Origin of the sequence: Ferrigenium kumadai (genome assembly GCF_018324385.1) — a bacterium.
Taxonomy (GTDB): Bacteria; Pseudomonadota; Gammaproteobacteria; order Burkholderiales; family Gallionellaceae; genus Gallionella; species Gallionella kumadai.
The window spans coordinates 2187133-2208020 of the sequence record NZ_AP019536.1 but is presented as its reverse complement, the minus strand read 5'-3'; the positions used below and the strand labels follow the sequence as shown (position 1 = coordinate 2208020).

The following is a 20888-nucleotide window of genomic DNA, read 5'->3' as shown; positions in this document are numbered from 1 at the left end:
ATGCTCAACGAGCGATAAAGAGAGGGCAATATGCTGACATTCGAAGACAACATCAAGCCGGCTGCGATGCCGCTTGGCGTGGGCCGTGCAACCGCGGGCGGCGCATCCGCCGATTGGGACGTCGCCCAAGCCGAGCAGGCTCCCACCGCGCGCGTGCGCGTCGAGGACAAGGCCATCATCAACTCCCGTGCCGACGTGAACCAGCTGGTTCCGTTCAAGTACAAGTGGGCGTGGGAGAAATATCTGGCGGCCTGCGCCAACCACTGGATGCCGCAGGAAGTGAATATGACCGCGGACATCGCCTTGTGGAAGAGCGACCGCCTCAGCGAGGATGAGCGCCGCCTGGTCAAGCGCAACCTCGGCTTCTTCACGACGGCGGACAGTCTGGCTGCGAACAACATCGTGCTCGGTACTTATCGCCATATCAGCAATCCGGAGTGCCGCCAGTTCCTGTTGCGCCAAGCATTCGAGGAAGCGATCCATACCCACGCCTACCAGTACATCGTCGAAAGCCTGGGGCTGGACGAAGGTGAGGTGTTCAACGCTTATCATGAAGTGGCCAGCATCCGCGCCAAGGATGAGTTCCTGATCCCGTTCATCGAGACGCTGACCGATCCCGCATTCAAGACCGGCACGCCGGAGGCAGACCAGAAGCTGCTGCGCAGCCTGATCGTATTTGCCTGCATCATGGAAGGTCTGTTCTTCTATGTCGGGTTCGTGCAGATCCTGGCGCTGGGCCGTCAGAACAAGATGACCGGCGCTGCCGAGCAATACCAGTACATCCTGCGCGACGAATCCATGCACCTGAACTTCGGCGTGGACGTGATCAACCAGATCAAAATGGAGAATCCGCACCTGTGGACGCCCGAGTTCCGCAACGAGATCCGCGGCCTGTTCCTGAAGGCGGTCGAACTGGAATATGCCTACGCGGAAGACACCATGCCGCGCGGCGTGCTCGGACTCAATGCCGGGATGTTCAAGGAATACTTGCGTTTCATCGCCAATCGCCGTTGCCAACAAATCGGTATTGACGTACTGTATCCGGGTGCGACCAATCCATTCCCCTGGATGGCGGAAATGATCGATCTCAAGAAGGAAAAGAATTTCTTCGAGACTCGTGTTACCGAATATCAGAGCGGCGGCGCCTTGTCTTGGGACTAACTTGGGCTTAAAACGATTGATGACATTCAGTTATTACTTATCAAACTTGAGACGATGGTCCGTCCGTAGCGGGATGGGGATTTAAAAGACGCGTCACCGTGATTTCACGGTGGCGCGTTGTTTTATGCAAGACAGAGTGCCATGCCCGGAGGCGTGCCGGTGATACCAGCAGTCAGGAAAAAGGATTTCGGTCATTGATAGTTATGCATGGCCACTCGGTTTGGACAGCAAAGAACTGTCCCGCTGATCAACGTTGTATGGCCATCGACTAAGTCTGCGAGAAACGCAGCAAGTCGCTGGTTAAAAGGCTTCGGTCATACCGCATTGCGGTGTGCTGGGGGTGTAGTAGTCGTAGGTGTTGTATTTCGTTAACTTTCATTAACTCAAGGAGGTTGAAATGGCAGCAGAGAAGAAAACTAAACCAGCAGCAAAGAAGGCAGCTCCCGCCAAGAAGGCCGTAGCGGCGAAGAAGCCAGCAGCAAAGAAGGCAGCTCCCGCCAAGAAGGCCGTAGCGGCGAAGAAGCCAGTAGCAAAGAAGGCAGCTCCCGCCAAGAAGGCCGTAGCGGCGAAGAAGCCAGTAGCAAAGAAGGCAGCTCCCGCCAAAAAGGCCGTAGCGGCGAAGAAGCCAGCAGCAAAGAAGGCAGCTCCCGCCAAGAAGGCCGTAGCGGCGAAGAAGCCAGCAGCAAAGAAGGCAGCTCCCGCCAAGAAAGCCGTAGCGGCGAAGAAGCCAGTAGCTAAAAAGGCAGTAGCAGCCAAGAAGCCGGCAGCGAAGAAAGTTGCAGCCAAGAAGCCGGTAGCTAAAAAGGCAGTAGCAGCCAAGAAGCCGGCAGCGAAGAAAGTTGCAGCCAAGAAGCCGGCAGCTAAAAAGGCAGCGCCAGCCAAGAAGGCAGTAGCAGCTAAGAAGCCGGCAGCGAAGAAAGCAGCACCGGCCAAGAAGGCAGTAGCAGCTAAGAAGCCAGCAGTAAAGAAGGCAGCGCCTGCCAAAAAGGCCGTAGCGGTGAAGAAGCCGGCAGCAAAGAAAGCAGCACCCGCCAAGAAGCCTGCGGTGAAGAAGGCAGCTCCGGCAGCCAAGCCAGCAGCAGTCAAACCGGCAGCGGCTCCGGCTCCTGTAGCAGCGGCTAAGCCAACGACACCTGCTCCGGCTCCTTCCGCACCTGCACCTGTTCGTCCGGCAGCAACATGGCCTTTTCCGACTCCGGGAATCGGCAAGCCGAACTGATCGGGCGTGTCGCTGTGGTGGCAGCCCCAGAGGCTTAGGCGTCCGGGGCTTACCACAGTAGTACTGCTTTGGGGGCGCACTGAAATCGAGTGCGTGCGCCTTTTTATTTTGCCAATCCAGCATTGGCGCGGTTTTCTCTTCCGTCACAAACTTGAACGCTTGTGATAGGCTTTGTGTTCCCTGAATTTTTCCATCACCCTGTGAAGATCGCGCGCCAGACTCTGTTCCTTGTGCTGTTGCCATTTTTGCTGGCAGCCTGCGCGTCGACGCCGCCGATCCAGTACAAGAATGTGGTCCAGCCGCAGTCGGTCTTCATCGAGCCGATCCAGTCCGACAGGCCCATCGTGGCGCTGGCACTGGGGAGCGGCGGCGAACGCGGCTTTGCCCATGTGGGCGTGATCAAGGCGCTGGAGGCGAACGGCATCAGCATCGATATCGTGGTGGGCACCAGCGCGGGTAGCGTGGTGGGAGCGTTGTATGCGGGAGGCTATAAGGGCGACGCGCTGGAACAGCTGGCGCTCAAGCTTGACCAGGCGCAGCTTGACGACTTCGAGCTGTCCAAGCGCGGTTACATCCGGGGCGAACTGCTACAGGACTTCGTCAATAAGGCGCTGAAGAACCGCTCCATCGAACAGCTCGACAAGCCCTTCGTCGCGATCGCCACCCAACTCGGCAGCGGCAATGCCGTCGCCTTCAATCGCGGCAACACCGGCATGGCGGTGCGCGCATCGAGCAGCATACCTGGCGTGTTCCTTCCGGTGGTGATCGGCGGAGAGGAATACGTGGACGGCGACCTGAAGAAGCCGGTGCCGGTCAGCGTGGCGCGCGAGATGGGCGCGGACATCGTGATCGCGGTGGACATCTCGCAGCAGCCCAAGGACAATCCTGCGCCGGAAGACATCATCGACACGCTCACGCAGAGCATCCGCATCATGCGCCAGTCCATTCTGGCGCGCGAACTCGAGGCGGCGCAGATCGTGATCCGTCCTGCCATCGGGCAGACCCCGGAGATCGATACTGCCAGCAAGCGGCGCCTGATCAAGAACGGCGAGGATGCGGCCGTCGATGCTCTGCCGCTGATCCGCGACTGGCTGCAGAAGATCGCCAACGAAAAGACGCTGGAGCGCGCCGAGAGGCAGCGCCTGCCAAAAACGCGTTAATTCTTTAGCGCGACACTATATACCGTGATTGGTGCGGCGCTGTTCTTGTCCAGCGCGATGCCCGCCTCCACTCCTGCGCGAGCGATCTCCGCCGCGCTGTCGTAGCGCGGATAAGCATGGTGCAGCGCGCCGAGCGCGAACTCGTGGCCCGAACCGATGGCCCAATACTGCGTGTACTCGAACACCTCGCGCATCGAATAGATGCCGAAGATGCCGTTGGCATTGGCGATCAGCGCGGTGATCTGGCTCGATTCGTAAGGGTCTTCCTCGTCCTCCTTTGGATTCAGGAAACACTCCTCCTTGAGGATGGGATGCAGCTTGCGAAAGGTTTCAAAAATCTCCGCCTTGCTGTTAAGCTGTACATCGGGTGTCTTGGCCAGCAGGTTAGCCAGCACCAGATGGTGCGCCGCGCTGCCGCACACGCCGACGTAGCTGTCGCCGATGTGCAGGATCTTGTCGTGCGAGGCGTCGAGATGCGAGGGCAGGCGCGTGTTGCCGAAAGTGGTCAGCGTGTCGGCCGCGATTGCGGCGATGCCGTTCTTCCTGACTGCGACGATGGTGGTCATGGCATTACTCCAGATAAAAGTACCGATATTATCCCCGATTGATCGATGAGCTTCTATTGCGCTGAACTTCCCTACCGAGTCGATGCCAGCGGTTACTTCGCCGCGATCGCAGATCTGCCGTGGGCGGCGTGGCTGGATAGCGGCAGCATGGCGCGCTACGACATCCTTACCGCTGCGCCACAACACACCGTTGTGCTGGATGCAGCGACATCTGTCGATCCGTTCGCATTGCTGCGCGAGTACCTGGATGCGCCACATGCCCCTGTGGATGGCATCCCATACGCTGGTGGTGCGCTGGGGTACTGGAGCTATGACCTCGCGCGGTGCATGATGCATCTGCCGGACGTGGCGCAGGACGCCGAGGGCCTGCAGCTGATGGCAGTCGGTATCTACGACTGGGCGCTGGTGATGGATCATCAACTGCGCACCGCAAAGCTGGTATCGCACCAACGTTATGCGGAGACCGCAGCCTTATTGCCGCAGTTGCTGTGCCGCCTGCAAGGCGAGGCGCCATCGCCGCCGGATGACTTTCGCGTGCGCGGCAGGATCGAATCCAACTTCACCCGCGATTCGTACCGGACCGCATTCGATGCGGTGCAGGGCTATCTGCAGGCGGGCGACTGCTACCAGATCAACCTCGCGCAGCGCTTCAGCGCAGAAGCCGAGGGCGATGCCTACGGCGCCTACCTCGAGTTGCGCCGGCTCAGCCCCGCGCCGTATTCCGCCTTCCTCAACCTGCCGCAGACGCAGATACTGTGCGCCTCGCCTGAACGTTTCCTCAGCGTCAGTGCCGGGCATGTAGAGACCAAGCCGATCAAGGGCACACGTCCCCGCGGACGGGATGCGGCAGAAGATGCACGGCTCGCACAGGAGCTGTGCGCCAACCCGAAAGACCGCGCGGAAAATCTGATGATCGTCGACCTGCTGCGCAACGACCTTGGCAAGAGTTGCGTGCCCGGCTCGGTGCGAGTGCCCAAGCTGTTCGAGGTGGAGAGCTATGCCAACGTGCATCACCTGGTGAGTACGGTGGAAGGCGAGCTGGCGCCGGAGCACGATGCGCTCGACCTGCTGCGCGACTGTTTCCCGGGCGGCTCCATCACCGGGGCGCCGAAGCAGCGCGCCATGCAGATCATCGAACAGCTCGAACCGCACCGGCGCGGCGTATATTGCGGCGTGATCGGGTACGTGGGTTTCGACGGCAACATGGATACCAACATCGCCATCCGAACAATGGTCTATTCCGGTGGTCAGATAAGGTGCTGGGCGGGCGGCGGGATCGTCGCCGATTCGCAATGGGAGGCCGAGTATCAGGAGACGCTGGACAAGGCTTCGGCGATGCTAGGGTTGTTACGAAAGTTCGGCGGCGTCAAAGACTAACCCCCGATTTTGTTGTTGGGTAGCATTGCATAGCCATCTGAAACGATAGCCAAGTCATTGGTTATCGCCGCGCTTAACCCAACCTACAGCAGCGCATTGGCTTACCCCGCGTTCTTCACGCGAATGATCCTCACCACTTCCTGAATCTTGCGCAGGCTGCGCATGACGTTGGCGAGGTGCAGGCGGTTGTTCACTTCCAGGGTGAAGTACAGCGCGGTGTATTCGCCTTCACTGACGAAATTGACATTGCTGATGTTGGATTCGGCCTCGGCGATCGCGGCGGCGACCTTGGCCAGCACGCCGCGCTGGTTGGCGACCATGAGCTTGATGCTGATCTCGAAGGTGCGGTTGATGTTCTTGGCCCATACCACGTCGAGCCATTGTTCTCCGCCGCTGCGCCCGCGGAGTGTAGGGCAGTCGTGGGTGTGAACCACCAGTCCCTGGCCGCTCTTGATGACGCCGATGATCGGGTCGCCGGGGATGGGGCGGCAGCACTTGGCGAATTGCACCGCCATGCCTTCGGTACCGTGGATGGTGATGGCGGCGTGGTGGGATGTCTCGCTGGGCACGGTTTCGCCGATGTTGGCCAGCTGCCGCGCAACCACCATGTTGAGGCGACGGCCGAGGCCGATGTCGGCGAGGATGTCCTGTCTGGTCTTGCCCCCGGTCTCTTTCAGCAGCTTGTTCCAGTGTGCCTCGTCCATGTCCTGCGGCTTGACGCCGAGCGTGTGCAGCGCCTGGTTGAGCAGGCGTTCGCCGAGTTGTGCCGATTCGCCGGACTGCATGGTCTTGAGGAAGTGGCGGATGTGGCTGCGTGCCTTGCTGGTGGTGACGTAGGTGAGCCACACCGGGTTGGGCTTGGCGTGCGGTGCGGTAATGACCTCGATGCGGTCGCCGTTGCGCAGCTCGGTGCGCAGCGGCACCAGTTCGTGGTTGACCTTGACGGCGATGCAGCGGTTGCCGATGTCGGTATGCACGTTGTAGGCGAAGTCCACGGCGGTCGCGCCGCGCGGCAGCGACATGATCTTGCCCTTGGGGGTGAAGACATACACCTCGTCGGGGAACAGGTCGACCTTAAGGTGCTCCAGGAACTCGGCGGAGTCGCTGCTCTGGCTCAGGCTTTCCAGCAACTCCTGCAGCCACTGGTGGGTCTTCTTGTGCAGGTCGTTGATCTTGGTGTATCCGCTCTTGTACAGCCAGTGCGAGGCCACCCCCGCATCGGCGATGCGGTGCATCTCGTGGGTGCGGATCTGGATCTCGATGGGGGTGCCGAACGGGCCGAACAGCGTGGTGTGCAGCGACTGGTAGCCGTTCACCTTGGGGATGGCGATGTAGTCCTTGAACTTGCCGGGGATGGGCTTGAACAGCCCGTGCAGTGCGCCCAGCGCCACGTAGCAGGACGGAACATCGTCCACCAGCACGCGGAAGCCGTAGATGTCGAGCACCTCGGCGAAGGCCAGCGACTTGCTCTGCATCTTCTTGTAGATGCTGTAGATATTCTTTTCGCGGCCGGACACGTCGGCGTGGATGTGCTGCTCGTCCATGCGCTGGCGGATCGCGTCGAGGATCTTTCCGACCACTTCGCGGCGGTTGCCGCGCGCGACCTTGAGCGCCTTGGCCAGCACCGCGTAGCGGTTGGGGTGCAGGTGCTTGAAGCTCAGGTCTTCAAGCTCGTGGTAGATGTCGTTCAGGCCGAGGCGGTTGGCGATGGGCGCATAGATCTCCATGGTCTCGCGCGCGATGCGTTCGCATTTCTCGCGCGACATGGATTCCAGCGTGCGCATGTTGTGCAGCCGGTCCGCCAGCTTGATGAGGATGACGCGCACGTCGCGCGCCATCGCCATCAGCATCTTGCGGAAGTTCTCCGCCTGCGCGTCCTCGCGCGTCTCGAACTGGATGCGGTCCAGCTTGGAGAGGCCGTCGACCAGGTTGGCCACGGGTTTGCCGAACTTATCGGCGAGTTGGTCGAGGGTGACTTCGGTGTCTTCGACCACATCGTGCAGCAACGCGGCGACGATCGCCTGCACATCGATGTGCAGCAGCGTCAGGATGCGTGCGACGGCGATGGGGTGGGTGACGTACGGGTCACCGGACTTGCGCAGCTGGCCCTGGTGCGCGGCCCGGCTGAATTCGATCGCCTCACGGACGTGGTCGACGTCCTGCGGCTTAAGGTAGGCGGAGACTTCCTCGAGTAGTAGGTCGGCGTCTGCCATTCATCGTTACTTCCGGCCGGTTCAGGCCTGGCCGCGGTTGAGGATTTCCTTGCCCACCTTGCCTTCGCTGATCTCGCGCAGGGCGACGACGGAGGGCTTGTTCTTGGTGTCTTCGACCAGGTGGGCCGCGCCGTTGGCCAGCTGGCGCGCACGGTAGGCGGCGGCCAGGGTCAGTTCGAAGCGGTTAGGGATTTGCGAAAGACATTCTTCAACGGTGATGCGTGCCATGATTTACTCCGGATGCTGTAACTGGTTGATCAAGTCCTGATGGCGGGCGAGTTGCCGCGTGCCTCGCAGTCGTGCGGAAAGCACCACCGCATTGAGTTCGCGCAACGCCTCGTTCAGATTGTCGTTAATAATAACATAGTCGAATTCGGCGACATGGGCGACATCCTCGCGTACCGCCGCCAGACGCTTGGCGATCACCTCGTCGTTGTCCTTGCCGCGGCCTTTCAGGCGCTGCTCCAGCGCCTCCAGCGAAGGAGGCAAGATGAAGATGCTGACGCAATCCGGGAACAGCTTGCGCACCTGCGTCGCGCCCTGCCAGTCGATCTCAAGCAGGATGTCGCGCCCCTGAGCGATCTGCTCGCTGATCCAGGTCTGCGAGGTGCCGTACAGGTTGCCGTAGACTTCCGCGCTTTCGAGGAACTCGCCGCGCTTCGCCATCGACATGAAGGTGTCGCGATCGACGAAATGGTAGGCCTCGCCGTCCATCTCGCCGGGGCGCGGATTACGCGTGGTGTAGGAGACCGACAGGTCGATCTGCGGATTGATATTGAGCAGGGCGTGCACCAGGCTGGTCTTGCCCGCACCGGACGGCGCACTGACGATGAATAGACTTCCCGACATGATTTACTCCAGGTTTTGAATTTGCTCGCGCATCTGCTCGATGAGGATCTTCATCTCCATCGCGCTGCGCGACACTTCGGCATCCACCGACTTCGAGCCGAGGGTATTGGCCTCGCGGTTCAGTTCTTGCATCAGGAAATCCAGCCGCTTGCCCACCGCGCCGCCCTGCGTGAGGATGCGGCGCATCTCCGTCAGGTGGCTGGCGAGCCGCGACAGTTCCTCGTCCACGTCGATCTTGCTGGCGAATAGCGTGATCTCCTGGCGGATGCGCTCGTCCTCGGCGTTCTGCATCGCTTCGCGCAGGCGCGCGATGAGCTTCTGTTCATAGGCGGCGATGGCGGCGGGGACATGGGGTATCACGCCCTCGCGCAGCGACTCGATCTTCTCCACGCGCTGCAGCAGGAAGTCCTTCAGCTTCTCGCCTTCGCGGGCGCGCGAAGCGGAGAACTCTTGCAGTGTTTCCTGCAGCAGATCCAGCAACGCGGTGCGCAGCTCATCTGCCGATGCGGTAGGCGTCTCCAGCACGCCGTTCCAGCGCAGCACATCGGCCACGCTCAGGGTGCGGGCTTCCGGCAGCGCATCCTGCACTTCCTTGTTCCAGGCGGCGAGTTGCAGCAGCAAGTCGCGGTTCAGGGCGGCGCCGCTCTGCGCGGAACGCGCGGCATAGTTGACGCGGCATTCCACCTTGCCGCGCTGCAGCTGGGCGCTGATCGCCTCGCGCATCGCGCCCTCGAAGACGCGAAGCTCGTCCGGCATGCGGAACTGGAGGTCAAGGTAGCGGGAGTTGACGGCGCGCAGTTCCAGCGTCAGCGAACCGCTGTCGAGCTCCGCGCTGGCGGCGGCGTAGCCGGTCATGCTCAAGATCATTGTAGGGGCTTTCGAATAAAGGACTGTGCTCAGGGGGCGCATTATATTACGATTGAGCCCCATGAACTTCTCGATACACCAGGCCAGCCACATCGGCAACCGCAAATACAACCAGGATCGGGTTGCCTATGCCTATAGCAGCGACACGTTGCTGCTCGTGCTGGCGGACGGCATGGGCGGGCATATGCACGGCGAGCTGGCGGCGGCCCTGGCCATCGAGACTTTCGTCAATGAGTTCGGGAAGCATGCCCAGCACCGCATCGACAACCCGCTGGGATTCATTGCCGACACCATGCGCCTAGCCCACGAGGGCATCATGAAGTTTCCGCACGACAAGGATCAGGCCTTTCCCGGCACGACTTGCGTGGCAGCGCTGATCCAGGACGGCAATCTGTATTGGGGACATGCGGGCGACTCGCGCCTGTACCTGCTGCGCGACGGCACTGTGCATGCCAGGACGCGCGACCATTCGATGGTCGGCCAATGGCTCGAATGGGGCATGATCTCCGCCGAAGAAGCGCGCATCCATCCGCAGCGCAACCAGATCACCAACTGCCTCGGCGGCATCGAGGACCTCTACTACATGGAGCCCGGCGGCCCGGTCGCACTGGAATCCGGCGACGTGCTGCTGCTCGGCAGCGACGGCCTGTGGAGCCCGTTCACCGACGCCGAGCTGGCCAAGGCATTCGCTACCAGTCCCGTCTCCGAGGTGCTGGACGGCCTGGTCGCGCGCGCGCTGGAGCGCGAGCGCGGCCGCTCCGACAACGTGACCGGCCTGGCTGTGCGCTGGGGCGGCGCGGAAGCCGCCCACGATACCGCCGAGCCGGTCACCCGGGTTCTCGAGATCCAATAATTTTCCTTTTTCACGAGTAGTCACCATGCGTCCAAGTTCCAGACAGCCGAACCAGCTTCGTTCCATCCGCATCACCCGCAACTACACTAAACACGCCGAAGGCTCGGTGCTGATCGAGTGCGGCGACACCAAGGTCATCTGCACCGCCAGCGTCGACGAGAAGGTCCCGCCGCACAAGAAGGGCAGCGGCGAAGGCTGGGTGACAGCCGAATACGGCATGCTGCCGCGTTCCACCGGCAGCCGCATGCCGCGCGAGGCGGCCAAGGGCAAGCAGTCCGGCCGCACCCAGGAGATCCAGCGCCTGATCGGCCGCAGCCTGCGCGCCGTGGTCGATCTCGGCAAGCTCGGCGAGCGCACCATCCAGCTCGACTGCGACGTGATCCAGGCCGACGGCGGCACGCGCACCGCCAGCATCACCGGCGCCTTCGTCGCGCTGCACGATGCGGTGACCGGGCTGATACAGAAGGGGCTGGTGGCAGAGAATCCGCTCAAGGATTTCGTCGCCGCCATCTCGGTCGGCATCTACGAAGGCACACCGGTGCTCGACCTCGATTACGACGAAGACTCCGCCTGCGATACCGACATGAACGTGGTGATGCTGGGCAGCGGCCACTTCGTCGAAGTGCAGGGCACGGCCGAAGGCCATCCCTTCTCGCGCGAGGAGATGGACACGCTGCTCGAACTGGCGAAGAACGGCATCTCGCAACTGGTCGAGATGCAGCGCACGGCGCTGGCGAGGGATTAACCTCCGTATGAATCGCGCCCCTACATAAAATGCAAAAACTCGTTATCGCCTCCAACAACGCGGGCAAGCTGCGCGAATTCCAGCACATGCTGGCACCGCTCGGCATCGAGGTGCTGACGCAGGGGCAACTCGGCATCTCCGAGGCCGATGAACCGCACTGCACTTTCGTCGAGAATGCGCTCGCCAAGGCGCGCCACGCCAGCCGCGCGAGCGGGCTGCCCGCCCTGGCGGACGATTCAGGCATCTGCGTCGATGCGCTGGGCGGTGCGCCCGGCGTGCAGTCCGCGCGCTACGCGGGCGACAACCCGAAATCCGACCAGCGCAACAACGAAAAACTGCTGAGGGAGATGCAGGGCATCACCGACCGCCGCGCCCATTACTACTGTGTGCTGGTGCTGGTGCGTCACGCCGACGACCCCCAGCCCATCATCGCCGAAGGCGAATGGCACGGCATGATCGCGCACGAAGAGCGCGGCGACGGCGGCTTCGGCTACGATCCGCTGTTCTGGCTGCCTGAGTTCGACAAGATGAGCGCGGAACTGTCGCGCGACGAGAAGGCGCAACTCAGCCATCGCGCGAAGGCGCTGAAGATATTGCTGCAGCGGCTCGGCACCGTGCGCTGATTGCGCCGAGCATGGCTCACTACATTTTTGACCGGCCGCAATTGTCCTGATGGCGAACGATCTGCAAACCGAAAACCAGCTCCTGCGCCGGCAACTTCAAACCTTGCTGGATGAGGCGCGCCTGAACGAAAAGAAATTGCGCCGCCTTGAACAACTGGAAAAGCAGTTGATCGCCACACGTTCGTTGACCGAACTCATCCAGGTGATGCTGCAGGACTACAAGTCCGCATGCGACACCGACGCGGTCACCCTGGTGCTGGCCGATCCGGAATATGAGATCACGCGTTTCCTGGAGGCAGAAACACGGGGGAATGCCGAAGTTCCCGGGCTGGTCCTGCTCGAAAAACTTTACGCCGACAATGTGCGCCCGTATCTGGGTGCTTTCGATCCTGAACTGCAGGGCGCCATATTCGACCCTTGGCCGGACGGATGCCAATCGATGGCCCTGCTGCCATTGATGCGACAGGACGAATTGATCGGCAGCCTGAATCTGGGCAGTTGCAAGGCTGAACGATTCGCTGCCGACAGCGGCACCGATTTCCTCGAAAGGCTGGCGGCCATTTTCACCATCTGCCTGGAAAATGCGCTCAATCACGAACGCCTGAAATTGGCCGGCCTGACCGATCCCCTGACCGGCGTCCATAATCGCCGTTATTTCGAGACCCGCTGCCATGCCGAAGTCGCGCATGCGCGGCGCCATCGCCTGCCTCTTGCCTGCATGTTCCTCGATATAGACAAATTCAAGAGCATCAACGACACCCTCAGGCATCTTGCGGGGGACGAGGTGCTGCGCAGCGTGGCGAGGCAGGTCAAATCCCTGCTGCGTACCAACGACGTGGTCGCCCGCTACGGGGGCGAGGAGTTCGTGGTGTTGCTGCCGAACACTGCACACAGGTACGCATGCGAAGTCGCCGAGCGCATCCGACGCACGATAGCCGCCCAACCGTTACAGCCGCTGCCGGGCGAGCGCCTGACGGTAACCATTTCCATCGGCGTTGCGATGCTGCCCGAAAAGCTGTCTGAAGATGACCGCACATCCGCTCAGAAGCTGGTGAGCTCGGCCGATGCCGCGTTATATCGGGCGAAAGAAGGCGGGCGGAATCGAGTGGTCTGTGCGGAAACTGGCCCTTTGGCCGCCTGCGAGAGCTGAATCCTTAATCAATGACTATCCACCTTTTGCATCCCGTCGGCATCAGATCCCAGGAGGTCAATTTCCAGGCGATGCCGCCGCTGTCGCTCTACATCCACATCCCGTGGTGTGTGCGCAAATGTCCCTACTGCGACTTCAATTCGCACGAGGCGCGTAATGCGTTCCCTGAAAAGGAATACGTTGCGGCGCTGGTGCGCGACATCGAACTGGCCTTGCCGCAGATATGGGGGCGCAAGATATACACCGTGTTCTTCGGCGGCGGCACGCCCAGCCTGCTATCCGGCGAGAGCGTCGCCGAGATACTGCGCCAGGTGCGCATGCTGCTGCCGCTCAACCTCGATGCCGAGATCACGCTGGAGGCGAATCCCGGTTCGGTAGAAGCGGAGCGCTTCGCGGCCTATCGCGACGCGGGCGTGAACCGCCTGTCGCTGGGAATCCAGAGCTTCGATGATGCGCATCTGCAGGCGCTGGGGCGCATCCACAGCGCGGACGAGGCGAAGCGCGCCATCGAGATCGCGCAGCGTCACTTCGACAACATCAACCTCGACCTGATGTACGCGCTGCCGCAGCAGACGCTGGAACAGGCGTTGCAGGATGTGCAGAGTGCCTTGCAGTTCGCGCCGCAGCACCTGTCCTGCTACCACCTCACGCTGGAACCGAACACGCTGTTCTATCGCAATCCGCCGCCGCTGCCGGATGACGACGCGAGCAGCGAGATGCAGCAGCGCATCGAGGCGCTGCTCACAACTCATGACTACGAGCATTACGAGACCTCTGCCTTTGCGCAGCCGAAGAAGCGCGCGCGCCACAACCTCAATTACTGGCAGTTCGGCGATTACCTGGGCATCGGCGCGGGTGCACACAGCAAGTTGAGCTTCCACGACAAGGTATTGCGCCAGATGCGCCACAGGCAGCCGCAGGCCTATCTCGATGCGGTGGCGCGATCAGCGCCGGTGCAGGAGGAGCACGAGGTCGCGGCAGCCGACCTCGGCTTCGAATTCATGATGAACGCGCTGCGCCTGAACGAGGGGTTCGACAGCGCGCTGTTCCAGGAGCGCACCAGCCTGCCGCTGCTTACCATCCGGCGCGAACTGGATGAGGCCGAGCGGCGCGGGTTGTTGGTCCGCGATCAGCAGCGCATCGCGCCGACCGAGCTGGGGCGGCGTTTCCTGAATGACTTGCTGCAGATATTCTTGCGTGAATGAGTGTGCCGGGCTCGCGACATGGCGAGCTGGAGAAGGGCGCCGCAACCTGCTGAAGCTGGCGGTCGCGGCGCTTTCTCTTTGAAAAAGCTAGGCCTTGCTGCTACTGCTCGCGGGCTGTGTACGCGCCTCATGCCTTGCTTTTTTTCCGTTCGGCTTTTTGCACGCAACATTCATCCTTTTCTTGTGCATGGCCGGCTTCTGGGCTGAACTCATGGCTTGCTCGGCAGTTGGGCAGGTGCACTTGCCGGCTGGGAGGGCGGCCTGTTTTGTCGCCGCGGACTCTTTGGCAGCCGCCTGTTTCGTGGCAACCTCGTTTGCGGCAGATTCCGCTTCGTTCGAGTTCATGCAGGTGTTGAGGTAACTGGATTTTGTGTCCCCCCGCAGCTTCATGTTCTTCACATTCTGCTGGCAGAAACGAAGCTTGTTTCGTTCAAACTCCTCTTTGACATTGGCTGGGGCGCTGACCAGTGCCATGCAGGAGTTGATGTAGGCACCGCGTTCGGACGCCTTCAAGTGCATACTGTCGGGGATGCAGCGATTCGGGTCGGGTGCTGCCAGGGTGGAAGTGGAGATGAATAACAAGGAACACGTAAACAAAACGCTGGGTTTCATTTTTGCCTCCTTTTGTCTATGTAGACGATGCCACTCTAGTGGCCGGAAGCGAAAATGTTAATCGGGTGAATGCCGCAGAAACACCAGGTCCCACACCCCATGTCCGAGGCGCAAACCGCGCTGTTCGAACTTGGTGAGCGGGCGGTATTCGGGGCGCGGTGCATAGTCCGCTGCAGTGTTCTCCAACAGCGGCTCCTCGCTGAACACGCGCAATATCTGCTCGGCGTAGTCCTGCCAGTCGGTCGCGGCGTGGATGTAGCCACCGGGTTTGATTTTCTGCACCAGCTTCGCGATGAACGGCGACTGGATCAGGCGGCGCTTGTTGTGGCGCGCCTTGTGCCAGGGGTCGGGGAAGAAGATGTGCACACCGTCCAGCGTGCCGTCGGCGATCATGTCGCGCAGCACTTCGACCGCGTCGTGCTGGATGATGCGGATGTTGGATATCTGCTGCGCGTCGATCAGTTTCAGCAGGTTGCCCACGCCCGGCGTATGCACTTCCAGACAGAGGTAATCGTTTTCCGGATGCGCCTGCGCGATGGTCGCGGTGCTGTCGCCCATGCCGAAGCCGATCTCCAGTATCTTCGGCGCGCTGCGCCCGAAGGCCTGGTCGAGGTTCAGCGGCTTGTTCTCGTAAGGGATGCCGTAGCGCGGCAGCAGCGTGTCCACGGCGCGCTGTTGCGCGGGCGAGAGATGCCCCTGGCGCAGCACGAAGCTGCGGATGTGGCGGTTGCGGAGGTCGGTGGTGTCGGTCATGTGGATTGTAGGGGCGCGATTCATCGCGCCCTTGAACTATTCGAACAACAAGGGCGCGATGAATCGTACCCCTACGGATGTGTTTAGTTGCGCACCGAGCCGATGATGCCCGCCGTCGGCGAGCTCGGGCTGGCGCTGTACAGCTTCTTCGGCATGCGTCCGGCCAGATAGGCCTCGCGTCCGGCTTCCACGCCCTTCTTCATCGCGGATGCCATCAGCACCGGATTTTGAGCCGCGGCGATGGCGGTGTTCATCAGCACGCCGTGGCAGCCCAACTCCATCGCGATGGCCGCGTCGGATGCGGTGCCCACGCCCGCGTCCACGATCACCGGCACCTGCACGCGCTCCATGATGAGTTGCAGGTTCCACGGGTTCAGGATGCCCATGCCCGAACCGATCAGCGAGGCCAGCGGCATGATCGCCGCGCAGCCGATGTCTTCCAGCTGCTTCGCGACGATGGGATCGTCCGAGGTGTACACCATCACCTGGAAGCCATCGGCCACCAGCGTCTTCGCCGCGGCGATGGTCTCGATCACGTTGGGGTACAGCGACTGCGGGTCGCCCAGCACCTCCAGCTTGACCAGCGAGTGGCCGTCGAGCAGTTCGCGCGCGAGGCGCAGCGTGCGCACCGCATCGTCGGCGGTGTAGCAGCCGGCGGTGTTCGGCAGGTAAGTGAACTTCGACATCGGCACCGCGTCGAGCAGGTTGGGCTCGTTGGCGTTCTGGCCGAGGTTGGTGCGGCGGATCGCCACCGTCACGATCTCCGCCCCGCTCGCATCCAGTGCCGCGCGCGTCTCGGCGAAGTCCTTGTACTTGCCGGTGCCGACCAAGAGGCGCGAGTTGTAGCTCTTGCCCGCGATGATGAGTTTGTCGTTCATGTCTAAATTTCCTGAATCGTTAAATCTTTGGACAGGGTGTTGAAAAACGTAGCGAGGAGGCCAGCTGCGAGGCGCACGGAGCACAGCGATCGAGACATACCTTGTGGGTAGGCGAGGAAGCGAGCACCGCGCAACATGGCAGATGGTCTCCGCAGTAGTTTTGCAACATCCGGTCAGCCACCGCCCACCGCCACCACGATCTCCATCCTGTCCCCGTCCGCGATCTGCTGCGCCGCGAAGGTGCTGCGCGGCACGATCTCGCCGTTGCGCTCCAGCGCGATGCGCTTGCCCGTCAACCCCATCTCCTCGATGAGTTCTGCGATGCTGATGGCTCGGGGGAATTGGCGCGACGCGCCGTTGATGCTGACCGTTATCACTTTGGGACTCTCTGAATTGCCGATGGCCGTGTTAGAATGCGCCCGCATTTTACACCAAGCGGGTGTAGTTCAATGGTAGAACGGCAGCTTCCCAAGCTGCATACGACGGTTCGATCCCGTTCACCCGCTCCATTCCTCGCCGCGTTCGCGGTATCTTTCCTGAATATCTAGGCCTTTCGGCATATTGTTTTCGAGGCAAAGCTCGGGTACGGTCGCCGTTACGGCGTTTTTGCCGTCTCCTTTACGTTAGGTAACTTCACATGCACCTTACTTCCGTACTGAAACCTCTCTTAGATCAACTGTGGTGGCTACTACCGCTGCTTATTGCGACGGGTATCGCCAAAACTCCTTGGTTCAAAGGGTTCTTTGGCGAGTTGCTTGTCCGGCTATCTGCAAGGTTCCTGCTCGCCCCTAATGAGTACCGAGCGATACATAACGTAACGCTAAAAACACCGGACGGAACGACGCAAATCGATCACGTATTCGTATCACGATTTGGCGTATTCGTTGTTGAAACAAAAAACTATAGTGGCTGGATATTCGGAGATGAAAATCAAGCCATGTGGACACAGAAACTCTTCAAAACTACTAACAAGTTTCAAAATCCACTTCGCCAGAACTTTAAGCACATCAAGGCGCTTGAATCCTTGACCAGTCTTCCTTTTGAAACATTTCACTCTGTCATTGTCTTCGTAGGTGGCAGCGAATTCAAAACAAAAATGCCACAGAATGTGGCCTACGCTGGCAGATACATCTCCTACATCAAGTCAAAGACAAGCCCCATTCTTTCTGCCGCCCAAGTTGAAGCCGTGTGTTCGGCGATCAGCAACGGCCGATTGGCTCCATCGCTCGCGACAAATCGTGAGCATGTGGAAAATGTTCGGCATCGCTTGGATCCCGATGCTCCAAGGTCATGTCCCAAGTGCGGAGCTGAGATGGTTCAGCGTACAGTGAAGAGCGGCGATAAGGCAGGTAGTAAATTTTGGGGGTGCTCCGCGTTTCCGAAGTGTCGCACCATCCAAAACGTTGTCTAAACCTGCATTCGAGTGGGGAACCCAGAAGCGGGCTGCCCCTCATTTGAACGTTAAGCCCACTGGCTACTTGATCCGGTACAGCCTCTTCTCTAGCGTCTTCCCCTTCACCCCGTCGAAGCGGTCGTCCATCGCGGTGCCCAGTTTCGCCAGGCGGTCGTCGGGATGCGGGTGGGTCTTGAACAGCAGCGCGACGTCGCCGTCGTCCTTGGCGAAATGGCCGATCTGCTGCAGTACGGCGGGCAGGCCGAAGGAATCGTAGCCGGCGCGCGTGGCGAGCACGACGGCGATGCGGTCGGCCTCGAACTCGGCGTCCTTGTCGAGTGAGCGCGATACGATCTCCGCGCCGCTGCCGATCAGGTTCTGCACGCGGTCGCTGCCGCCGCTGACGTTCTTCGCGATCGCCTGGCTGCCGAGGTCGATCAGCTTGCTCTGCTGCAATATCTTCAGGTGGTGCTGGCGGATGACATGGCCGACTTCGTGCGCGAGCACGCCGGCCAGTTCGGCCTCGCTCTGCAGTAGCTTGTACAGGCCCTTGGTGACGAAGATGTAGCCGCCGGGCGCGGCGAAGGCGTTGACGTCGTTCGACTCGATCACGCCGAAGTGCCAGATGAGATCCGGGCGCTCGCTCTGGTCGGCGACCCAGCGGCCGACGTTGTTGACGTACTTCTGCAGCTTGGCGTCCTTGACCAGCGGGGCCGCGCCGAGCAGGTTGCCGGCGATCTGGCGCCCGATGGCGGTCTCCTCTTCGACCGAAACGGCGGACTTGCCCGTCACTTTTTCCTGCACGCCCTGCTTGAGCGCCTTGAACAGTTCCTGCTCGAACGGGTTCGCGGCCCACGCGCTGCCGGAGATCAGGGCCAGCGCTAGTACGATCGACAGTTGAACTCCCGTTATCCTTCGATACGCGCGAGAAACCGCGCTACTCAGGACGAACGGGAGTTCGTTGAGTTGGTATCCGAACTGTTCGCCCTGAGTAGCTCGCGTAGCGAAGGGGGAGAAGCTTTGAATTGCACTATTTTTGTTCATGGCAGTCCTCCTCATTTCGGCGCGGGCAGGTAGTCGAACGGGCGCGCGGCGAGCTGGCCCTGTGCGGCGAACTTCGCCGCCGCGCTCTTGCCGGTGGCGTAGGACTCGGCGCGCTTCAGCTCTTCCTCATTGAACTTGGCGGCCTTCAGCTCTTCCTCGTTCAGTCCGCGGATGCCGGTGGTCGCCACCACCTTGCCGGTGCCGGCGCGGCCCGAGGCCAGCCCGAGCAGGCCGGAGGCGTCGCTGCCGCCCTTGCGCACGTCGCCCTTGCGGATGCTCAGCATGCGCACCCAGCCCTGGCCCTTGGCGCTCTTCACCTGGAACCAGCCGCCGTCTTTCTTGAGGATGTCCACCTTGTCGCCGGTCGCCAGCGTCGCCACGGTCTTCGCGTCGCGGAACGGCTCGGCCTTGATGTCGTCGTTCTTGAGCGCGGTGCCGCTCTCGGCGGCATGCAGCGCACCGCTCAGCAGCAGCGCGCCCAGCGTCAAACCCAATTTGGTGATCTTCATGTCGGTTCCTTCTCCTGTCTGTCCCATTCCAGCAGCGCTTCGGCGAACATCACGCGCCAGCCTGCTGCAGCCTCTGCACCGCCCGCGATGCGTCCCTGATGGATGAAGTGGTTCGCGGCATTATCCGGCTGGACGAGATGGCGCTGCAATACGGTCGGCAATGCAGCCAGCACCGCTTCGGCGTCGCGCCGGATTGCGTCCTGTGCTTCGGCATCGTCGGCGGGGGCGACCCATGAGATTGCCAGCGTGTTTTCGAACAGGTCCCACAGTCCCTTCTGGTCGCCGGTGAGCACTTCCACGCTCTTGGCTGCGGCACCGGTCTTCTCCAGCGCGTGGCGTATCTTCTCCACCGTCGCTGCGCGAAGCACGTTGCGCTCGCTGTCGAGACGGACCAGCAGCAGCGTGGCCTGCAGCTCGCCGCTGCGCGCCGCCGCCGCACGCACCATGTTCTGCTCCAGCGCCTTGCCCGTCGCCATCGCATACAGGCGCGCGACGGTGAAGAAGGCGAGGCCCACCGTCACCGGGCCGGTGAGGTTGACGTAGGTGGTGGTGAGATTGATGCTGGCGTAGGTGATGCCGATCAGGATGAACTGCGACAGACCGAACAGCCGGTCGATCTTGTCGCGTCCCGCGTTGCGGTAGAAGCCCCATGCCGTCAGCCACACGATGGCCAGCGTGATCAGCAGGTACAGCACGCGCCCCTCGGGGTAGCGCAGCGCGTCGCCGTGCTTGAAATTGTCGATGGCGGTGGCGAGGATCTCCACGCCGGGGAACATGCGGTCCATCGGCGTCGCCTTGATGTCGAACAGGCTGGGTGCGGTCGAGCCGATGATGACGATCTTGCCCTTGAACTCGTCCTGCGGGCGCTTCTTCTCCTTGCTCCCCATGTCGGCGAACACGTCGCTGAAGTTGACGTGGCGGTAGGTGAAGGGCTTGCCACGCCAGTTGAGCAGCACCTGCTGCGCGTCCGGCTTCGCCCAGCCCATGTCCTGCGCGAGGCGCGACGGCAGTGACGGCAGAGCCCAGCCGTAATCCTCGCGATAGACGTTGTAGCGGCGCGCGACGCCGTCGCTGTCCGGGTAGATGTTGTGCAGCCCGAGGCGGCCACCGGCCAGCGCGGACTGGAAGTGCGGCAGCACCACCGCGACGGCCGCCTTGTCGTCGGGTTGCGCCTCCGGCAGCGGCGTCACGCCGGGGATCATGGAGGGCTTGATTTGGCTCAGCGCGTCGGCGGACGGGTCGAGCCGCAGCATGGGGAAATAGGTGTTGGAAGTCTGAGCGATGGCCGCATCGAAATAGGCGTCGCTGTCCGGGTTGTACACGTCCGCATCGCTGAACAGGATGTCGAACACCACCGCCTTCGGCTGCTGCTTCTCGATGTTTTCGAGGAACTCGCCCAGCACCTGGCGCGGCCACGGCCAGCGGCCGTAATCCTTGGACATCGCCGCAAGACTGGCCTCGTCGATATCCACGATGACGATGTCGGGATCGGGCTTGGGCACGATGAGGCGGTAGCGCACCATGGTGTCGAACGCGGCCTGGCGCATCTCGGCGGTCTTGTGCAGCACGGTCGCGTCGAGTATCGCAAGCACGCTGAACAGCCCGGCCAGATAGAGGTAGAAGCTGTGCTTCCACAGTTGCGCGAGCTTTTCGGCGAGCTGTTCGCGCGCCTTCAGGATGCGGCTGATGAAGAGTTTCCAGGTCATGGGTT

General features: G+C 61.5%; 22 protein-coding genes and 1 tRNA gene. 11 read left to right on the top strand and 12 right to left on the bottom strand.

Annotated features, from left to right (window positions below):
• Nucleotides 1-30: 30 nt before the first annotated feature.
• From FGKAn22_RS10715 to FGKAn22_RS10705, 3 genes are all read left to right on the top strand, one after another.
• On the top strand, nt 31-1161 hold the full coding sequence (locus tag FGKAn22_RS10715; protein ID WP_212785630.1) for a ribonucleotide-diphosphate reductase subunit beta: 1131 nt from the start codon (nt 31-33) through the stop codon (nt 1159-1161).
• Nucleotides 1162-1558: 397 nt separating this feature from the next.
• On the top strand, nt 1559-2380 hold the full coding sequence (locus FGKAn22_RS10710; protein ID WP_212785629.1) for a histone: 822 nt from the start codon (nt 1559-1561) through the stop codon (nt 2378-2380).
• A gap of 173 nt (nt 2381-2553) precedes the next feature.
• A complete protein-coding gene (locus FGKAn22_RS10705; RefSeq protein ID WP_246487393.1) occupies nt 2554-3540 on the top strand; it encodes a patatin-like phospholipase family protein in 987 nt (328 codons plus the stop codon).
• Here the strand turns inward: FGKAn22_RS10705 and FGKAn22_RS10700 are convergent.
• Nucleotides 3537-4106 carry an Ntn hydrolase family protein gene (locus FGKAn22_RS10700; protein ID WP_212785628.1) on the bottom strand — a complete coding sequence of 190 codons (570 nt, stop codon included), beginning with the start codon at nt 4104-4106 and terminating at the stop codon, nt 3537-3539. The genes FGKAn22_RS10705 and FGKAn22_RS10700 overlap by 4 nt on opposite strands.
• 45 nt (nt 4107-4151) lie before the next feature.
• On the opposite strand from FGKAn22_RS10700, the gene pabB reads away from it, so the two are divergent.
• Entirely contained in the window at nt 4152-5483 is a 1332-nt protein-coding gene (gene pabB, locus FGKAn22_RS10695) for an aminodeoxychorismate synthase component I (RefSeq protein ID WP_212785627.1), read from the top strand.
• Between the two features lie 101 nt (nt 5484-5584).
• Here pabB and FGKAn22_RS10690 read toward each other — a convergent pair whose 3' ends face one another.
• Genes FGKAn22_RS10690 through FGKAn22_RS10675 form a run of 4 tightly spaced genes read right to left on the bottom strand, consistent with a single transcriptional unit; the run spans nt 5585 to nt 9412 of the window.
• On the bottom strand, nt 5585-7696 hold the full coding sequence (locus tag FGKAn22_RS10690) for a RelA/SpoT family protein (RefSeq protein WP_212785626.1): 2112 nt from the start codon (nt 7694-7696) through the stop codon (nt 5585-5587).
• Between the two features lie 21 nt (nt 7697-7717).
• Entirely contained in the window at nt 7718-7924 is a 207-nt protein-coding gene (rpoZ, locus tag FGKAn22_RS10685; protein WP_212785625.1) for a DNA-directed RNA polymerase subunit omega, read from the bottom strand.
• 3 nt (nt 7925-7927) lie between these two features.
• Nucleotides 7928-8545, bottom strand: coding sequence for a guanylate kinase (gene gmk, locus FGKAn22_RS10680; RefSeq protein WP_212785624.1), 618 nt, complete (start codon nt 8543-8545; stop codon nt 7928-7930).
• A gap of 3 nt (nt 8546-8548) precedes the next feature.
• The gene (locus FGKAn22_RS10675; protein ID WP_212785623.1) at nt 8549-9412 is read right to left on the bottom strand and encodes a YicC/YloC family endoribonuclease; all 864 of its coding nucleotides are present in this window, start codon (nt 9410-9412) and stop codon (nt 8549-8551) included.
• Nucleotides 9413-9473: 61 nt separating this feature from the next.
• Between FGKAn22_RS10675 and FGKAn22_RS10670 the strand changes: the two genes are divergently transcribed.
• Genes FGKAn22_RS10670 through hemW form a run of 5 tightly spaced genes read left to right on the top strand, consistent with a single transcriptional unit; the run spans nt 9474 to nt 13988 of the window.
• Nucleotides 9474-10265, top strand: a complete 792-nt coding sequence (locus FGKAn22_RS10670) for a PP2C family protein-serine/threonine phosphatase (RefSeq protein ID WP_212785622.1) — start codon at nt 9474-9476, stop codon at nt 10263-10265.
• Between the two features lie 25 nt (nt 10266-10290).
• A complete protein-coding gene (rph, locus tag FGKAn22_RS10665; RefSeq protein ID WP_212785621.1) occupies nt 10291-11010 on the top strand; it encodes a ribonuclease PH in 720 nt (239 codons plus the stop codon).
• Nucleotides 11011-11039: 29 nt separating this feature from the next.
• Nucleotides 11040-11633 carry an RdgB/HAM1 family non-canonical purine NTP pyrophosphatase gene (gene rdgB / locus FGKAn22_RS10660; RefSeq protein WP_212785620.1) on the top strand — a complete coding sequence of 198 codons (594 nt, stop codon included), beginning with the start codon at nt 11040-11042 and terminating at the stop codon, nt 11631-11633.
• A gap of 49 nt (nt 11634-11682) precedes the next feature.
• On the top strand, nt 11683-12783 hold the full coding sequence (locus FGKAn22_RS10655) for a DUF484 family protein (protein ID WP_212785619.1): 1101 nt from the start codon (nt 11683-11685) through the stop codon (nt 12781-12783).
• A gap of 11 nt (nt 12784-12794) precedes the next feature.
• A complete protein-coding gene (gene hemW / locus FGKAn22_RS10650) occupies nt 12795-13988 on the top strand; it encodes a radical SAM family heme chaperone HemW (RefSeq protein WP_212785618.1) in 1194 nt (397 codons plus the stop codon).
• A gap of 87 nt (nt 13989-14075) precedes the next feature.
• Here the strand turns inward: hemW and FGKAn22_RS10645 are convergent, their stop codons facing one another.
• From FGKAn22_RS10645 to thiS, 4 genes are all read right to left on the bottom strand, one after another.
• Nucleotides 14076-14600, bottom strand: a complete 525-nt coding sequence (locus tag FGKAn22_RS10645; protein ID WP_212785617.1) for a hypothetical protein — start codon at nt 14598-14600, stop codon at nt 14076-14078.
• A gap of 57 nt (nt 14601-14657) precedes the next feature.
• Nucleotides 14658-15353 carry a tRNA (guanosine(46)-N7)-methyltransferase TrmB gene (trmB, locus tag FGKAn22_RS10640; RefSeq protein WP_212787213.1) on the bottom strand — a complete coding sequence of 232 codons (696 nt, stop codon included), beginning with the start codon at nt 15351-15353 and terminating at the stop codon, nt 14658-14660.
• A gap of 83 nt (nt 15354-15436) precedes the next feature.
• On the bottom strand, nt 15437-16231 hold the full coding sequence (locus FGKAn22_RS10635) for a thiazole synthase (RefSeq protein ID WP_212785616.1): 795 nt from the start codon (nt 16229-16231) through the stop codon (nt 15437-15439).
• A 173-nt stretch (nt 16232-16404) separates the two neighbouring features.
• Entirely contained in the window at nt 16405-16608 is a 204-nt protein-coding gene (thiS, locus tag FGKAn22_RS10630) for a sulfur carrier protein ThiS (RefSeq protein ID WP_212785615.1), read from the bottom strand.
• 58 nt (nt 16609-16666) lie between these two features.
• Between thiS and FGKAn22_RS10625 the strand changes: the two genes are divergently transcribed.
• Nucleotides 16667-16740 (top strand) — tRNA-Gly (locus FGKAn22_RS10625).
• 128 nt (nt 16741-16868) lie between these two features.
• Entirely contained in the window at nt 16869-17642 is a 774-nt protein-coding gene (locus FGKAn22_RS10620) for a nuclease-related domain-containing protein (RefSeq protein WP_212785614.1), read from the top strand.
• A 63-nt stretch (nt 17643-17705) separates the two neighbouring features.
• Here the strand turns inward: FGKAn22_RS10620 and FGKAn22_RS10615 are convergent, their stop codons facing one another.
• Genes FGKAn22_RS10615 through FGKAn22_RS10605 form a run of 3 tightly spaced genes read right to left on the bottom strand, consistent with a single transcriptional unit; the run spans nt 17706 to nt 20883 of the window.
• A complete protein-coding gene (locus tag FGKAn22_RS10615; protein ID WP_212785613.1) occupies nt 17706-18668 on the bottom strand; it encodes a M48 family metalloprotease in 963 nt (320 codons plus the stop codon).
• Between the two features lie 11 nt (nt 18669-18679).
• On the bottom strand, nt 18680-19177 hold the full coding sequence (locus FGKAn22_RS10610; protein WP_212785612.1) for an SH3 domain-containing protein: 498 nt from the start codon (nt 19175-19177) through the stop codon (nt 18680-18682).
• Nucleotides 19174-20883: a CHASE2 domain-containing protein gene (locus FGKAn22_RS10605; protein ID WP_212785611.1), complete on the bottom strand. Its 1710-nt coding sequence runs from the start codon at nt 20881-20883 to the stop codon at nt 19174-19176. The genes FGKAn22_RS10610 and FGKAn22_RS10605 overlap by 4 nt, the downstream gene beginning before the upstream one ends.
• Between the last annotated feature and the right edge of the window lie 5 nt (nt 20884-20888).

Excerpts from the sequence above, each read along its gene's own strand:
- FGKAn22_RS10715 (WP_212785630.1), top strand. The coding sequence starts at position 31 with ATGCTGACATTCGAAGACAACATCAAGCCGGCTGCGATGCCGCTTGGC.
- FGKAn22_RS10710 (WP_212785629.1), top strand. The coding sequence starts at position 1,559 with ATGGCAGCAGAGAAGAAAACTAAACCAGCAGCAAAGAAGGCAGCTCCC.
- FGKAn22_RS10700 (WP_212785628.1), bottom strand. The coding sequence starts at position 4,106 with ATGACCACCATCGTCGCAGTCAGGAAGAACGGCATCGCCGCAATCGCG.
- pabB (WP_212785627.1), top strand. The coding sequence starts at position 4,152 with ATGAGCTTCTATTGCGCTGAACTTCCCTACCGAGTCGATGCCAGCGGT.
- FGKAn22_RS10690 (WP_212785626.1), bottom strand. The coding sequence starts at position 7,696 with ATGGCAGACGCCGACCTACTACTCGAGGAAGTCTCCGCCTACCTTAAG.
- rpoZ (WP_212785625.1), bottom strand. The coding sequence starts at position 7,924 with ATGGCACGCATCACCGTTGAAGAATGTCTTTCGCAAATCCCTAACCGC.
- gmk (WP_212785624.1), bottom strand. The coding sequence starts at position 8,545 with ATGTCGGGAAGTCTATTCATCGTCAGTGCGCCGTCCGGTGCGGGCAAG.
- FGKAn22_RS10675 (WP_212785623.1), bottom strand. The coding sequence starts at position 9,412 with ATGATCTTGAGCATGACCGGCTACGCCGCCGCCAGCGCGGAGCTCGAC.
- FGKAn22_RS10670 (WP_212785622.1), top strand. The coding sequence starts at position 9,474 with ATGAACTTCTCGATACACCAGGCCAGCCACATCGGCAACCGCAAATAC.
- rph (WP_212785621.1), top strand. The coding sequence starts at position 10,291 with ATGCGTCCAAGTTCCAGACAGCCGAACCAGCTTCGTTCCATCCGCATC.
- rdgB (WP_212785620.1), top strand. The coding sequence starts at position 11,040 with ATGCAAAAACTCGTTATCGCCTCCAACAACGCGGGCAAGCTGCGCGAA.
- FGKAn22_RS10655 (WP_212785619.1), top strand. The coding sequence starts at position 11,683 with ATGGCGAACGATCTGCAAACCGAAAACCAGCTCCTGCGCCGGCAACTT.
- hemW (WP_212785618.1), top strand. The coding sequence starts at position 12,795 with ATGACTATCCACCTTTTGCATCCCGTCGGCATCAGATCCCAGGAGGTC.
- FGKAn22_RS10645 (WP_212785617.1), bottom strand. The coding sequence starts at position 14,600 with ATGAAACCCAGCGTTTTGTTTACGTGTTCCTTGTTATTCATCTCCACT.
- trmB (WP_212787213.1), bottom strand. The coding sequence starts at position 15,353 with ATGACCGACACCACCGACCTCCGCAACCGCCACATCCGCAGCTTCGTG.
- FGKAn22_RS10635 (WP_212785616.1), bottom strand. The coding sequence starts at position 16,231 with ATGAACGACAAACTCATCATCGCGGGCAAGAGCTACAACTCGCGCCTC.
- FGKAn22_RS10620 (WP_212785614.1), top strand. The coding sequence starts at position 16,869 with ATGCACCTTACTTCCGTACTGAAACCTCTCTTAGATCAACTGTGGTGG.
- FGKAn22_RS10615 (WP_212785613.1), bottom strand. The coding sequence starts at position 18,668 with ATGAACAAAAATAGTGCAATTCAAAGCTTCTCCCCCTTCGCTACGCGA.
- FGKAn22_RS10610 (WP_212785612.1), bottom strand. The coding sequence starts at position 19,177 with ATGAAGATCACCAAATTGGGTTTGACGCTGGGCGCGCTGCTGCTGAGC.
- FGKAn22_RS10605 (WP_212785611.1), bottom strand. The coding sequence starts at position 20,883 with ATGACCTGGAAACTCTTCATCAGCCGCATCCTGAAGGCGCGCGAACAG.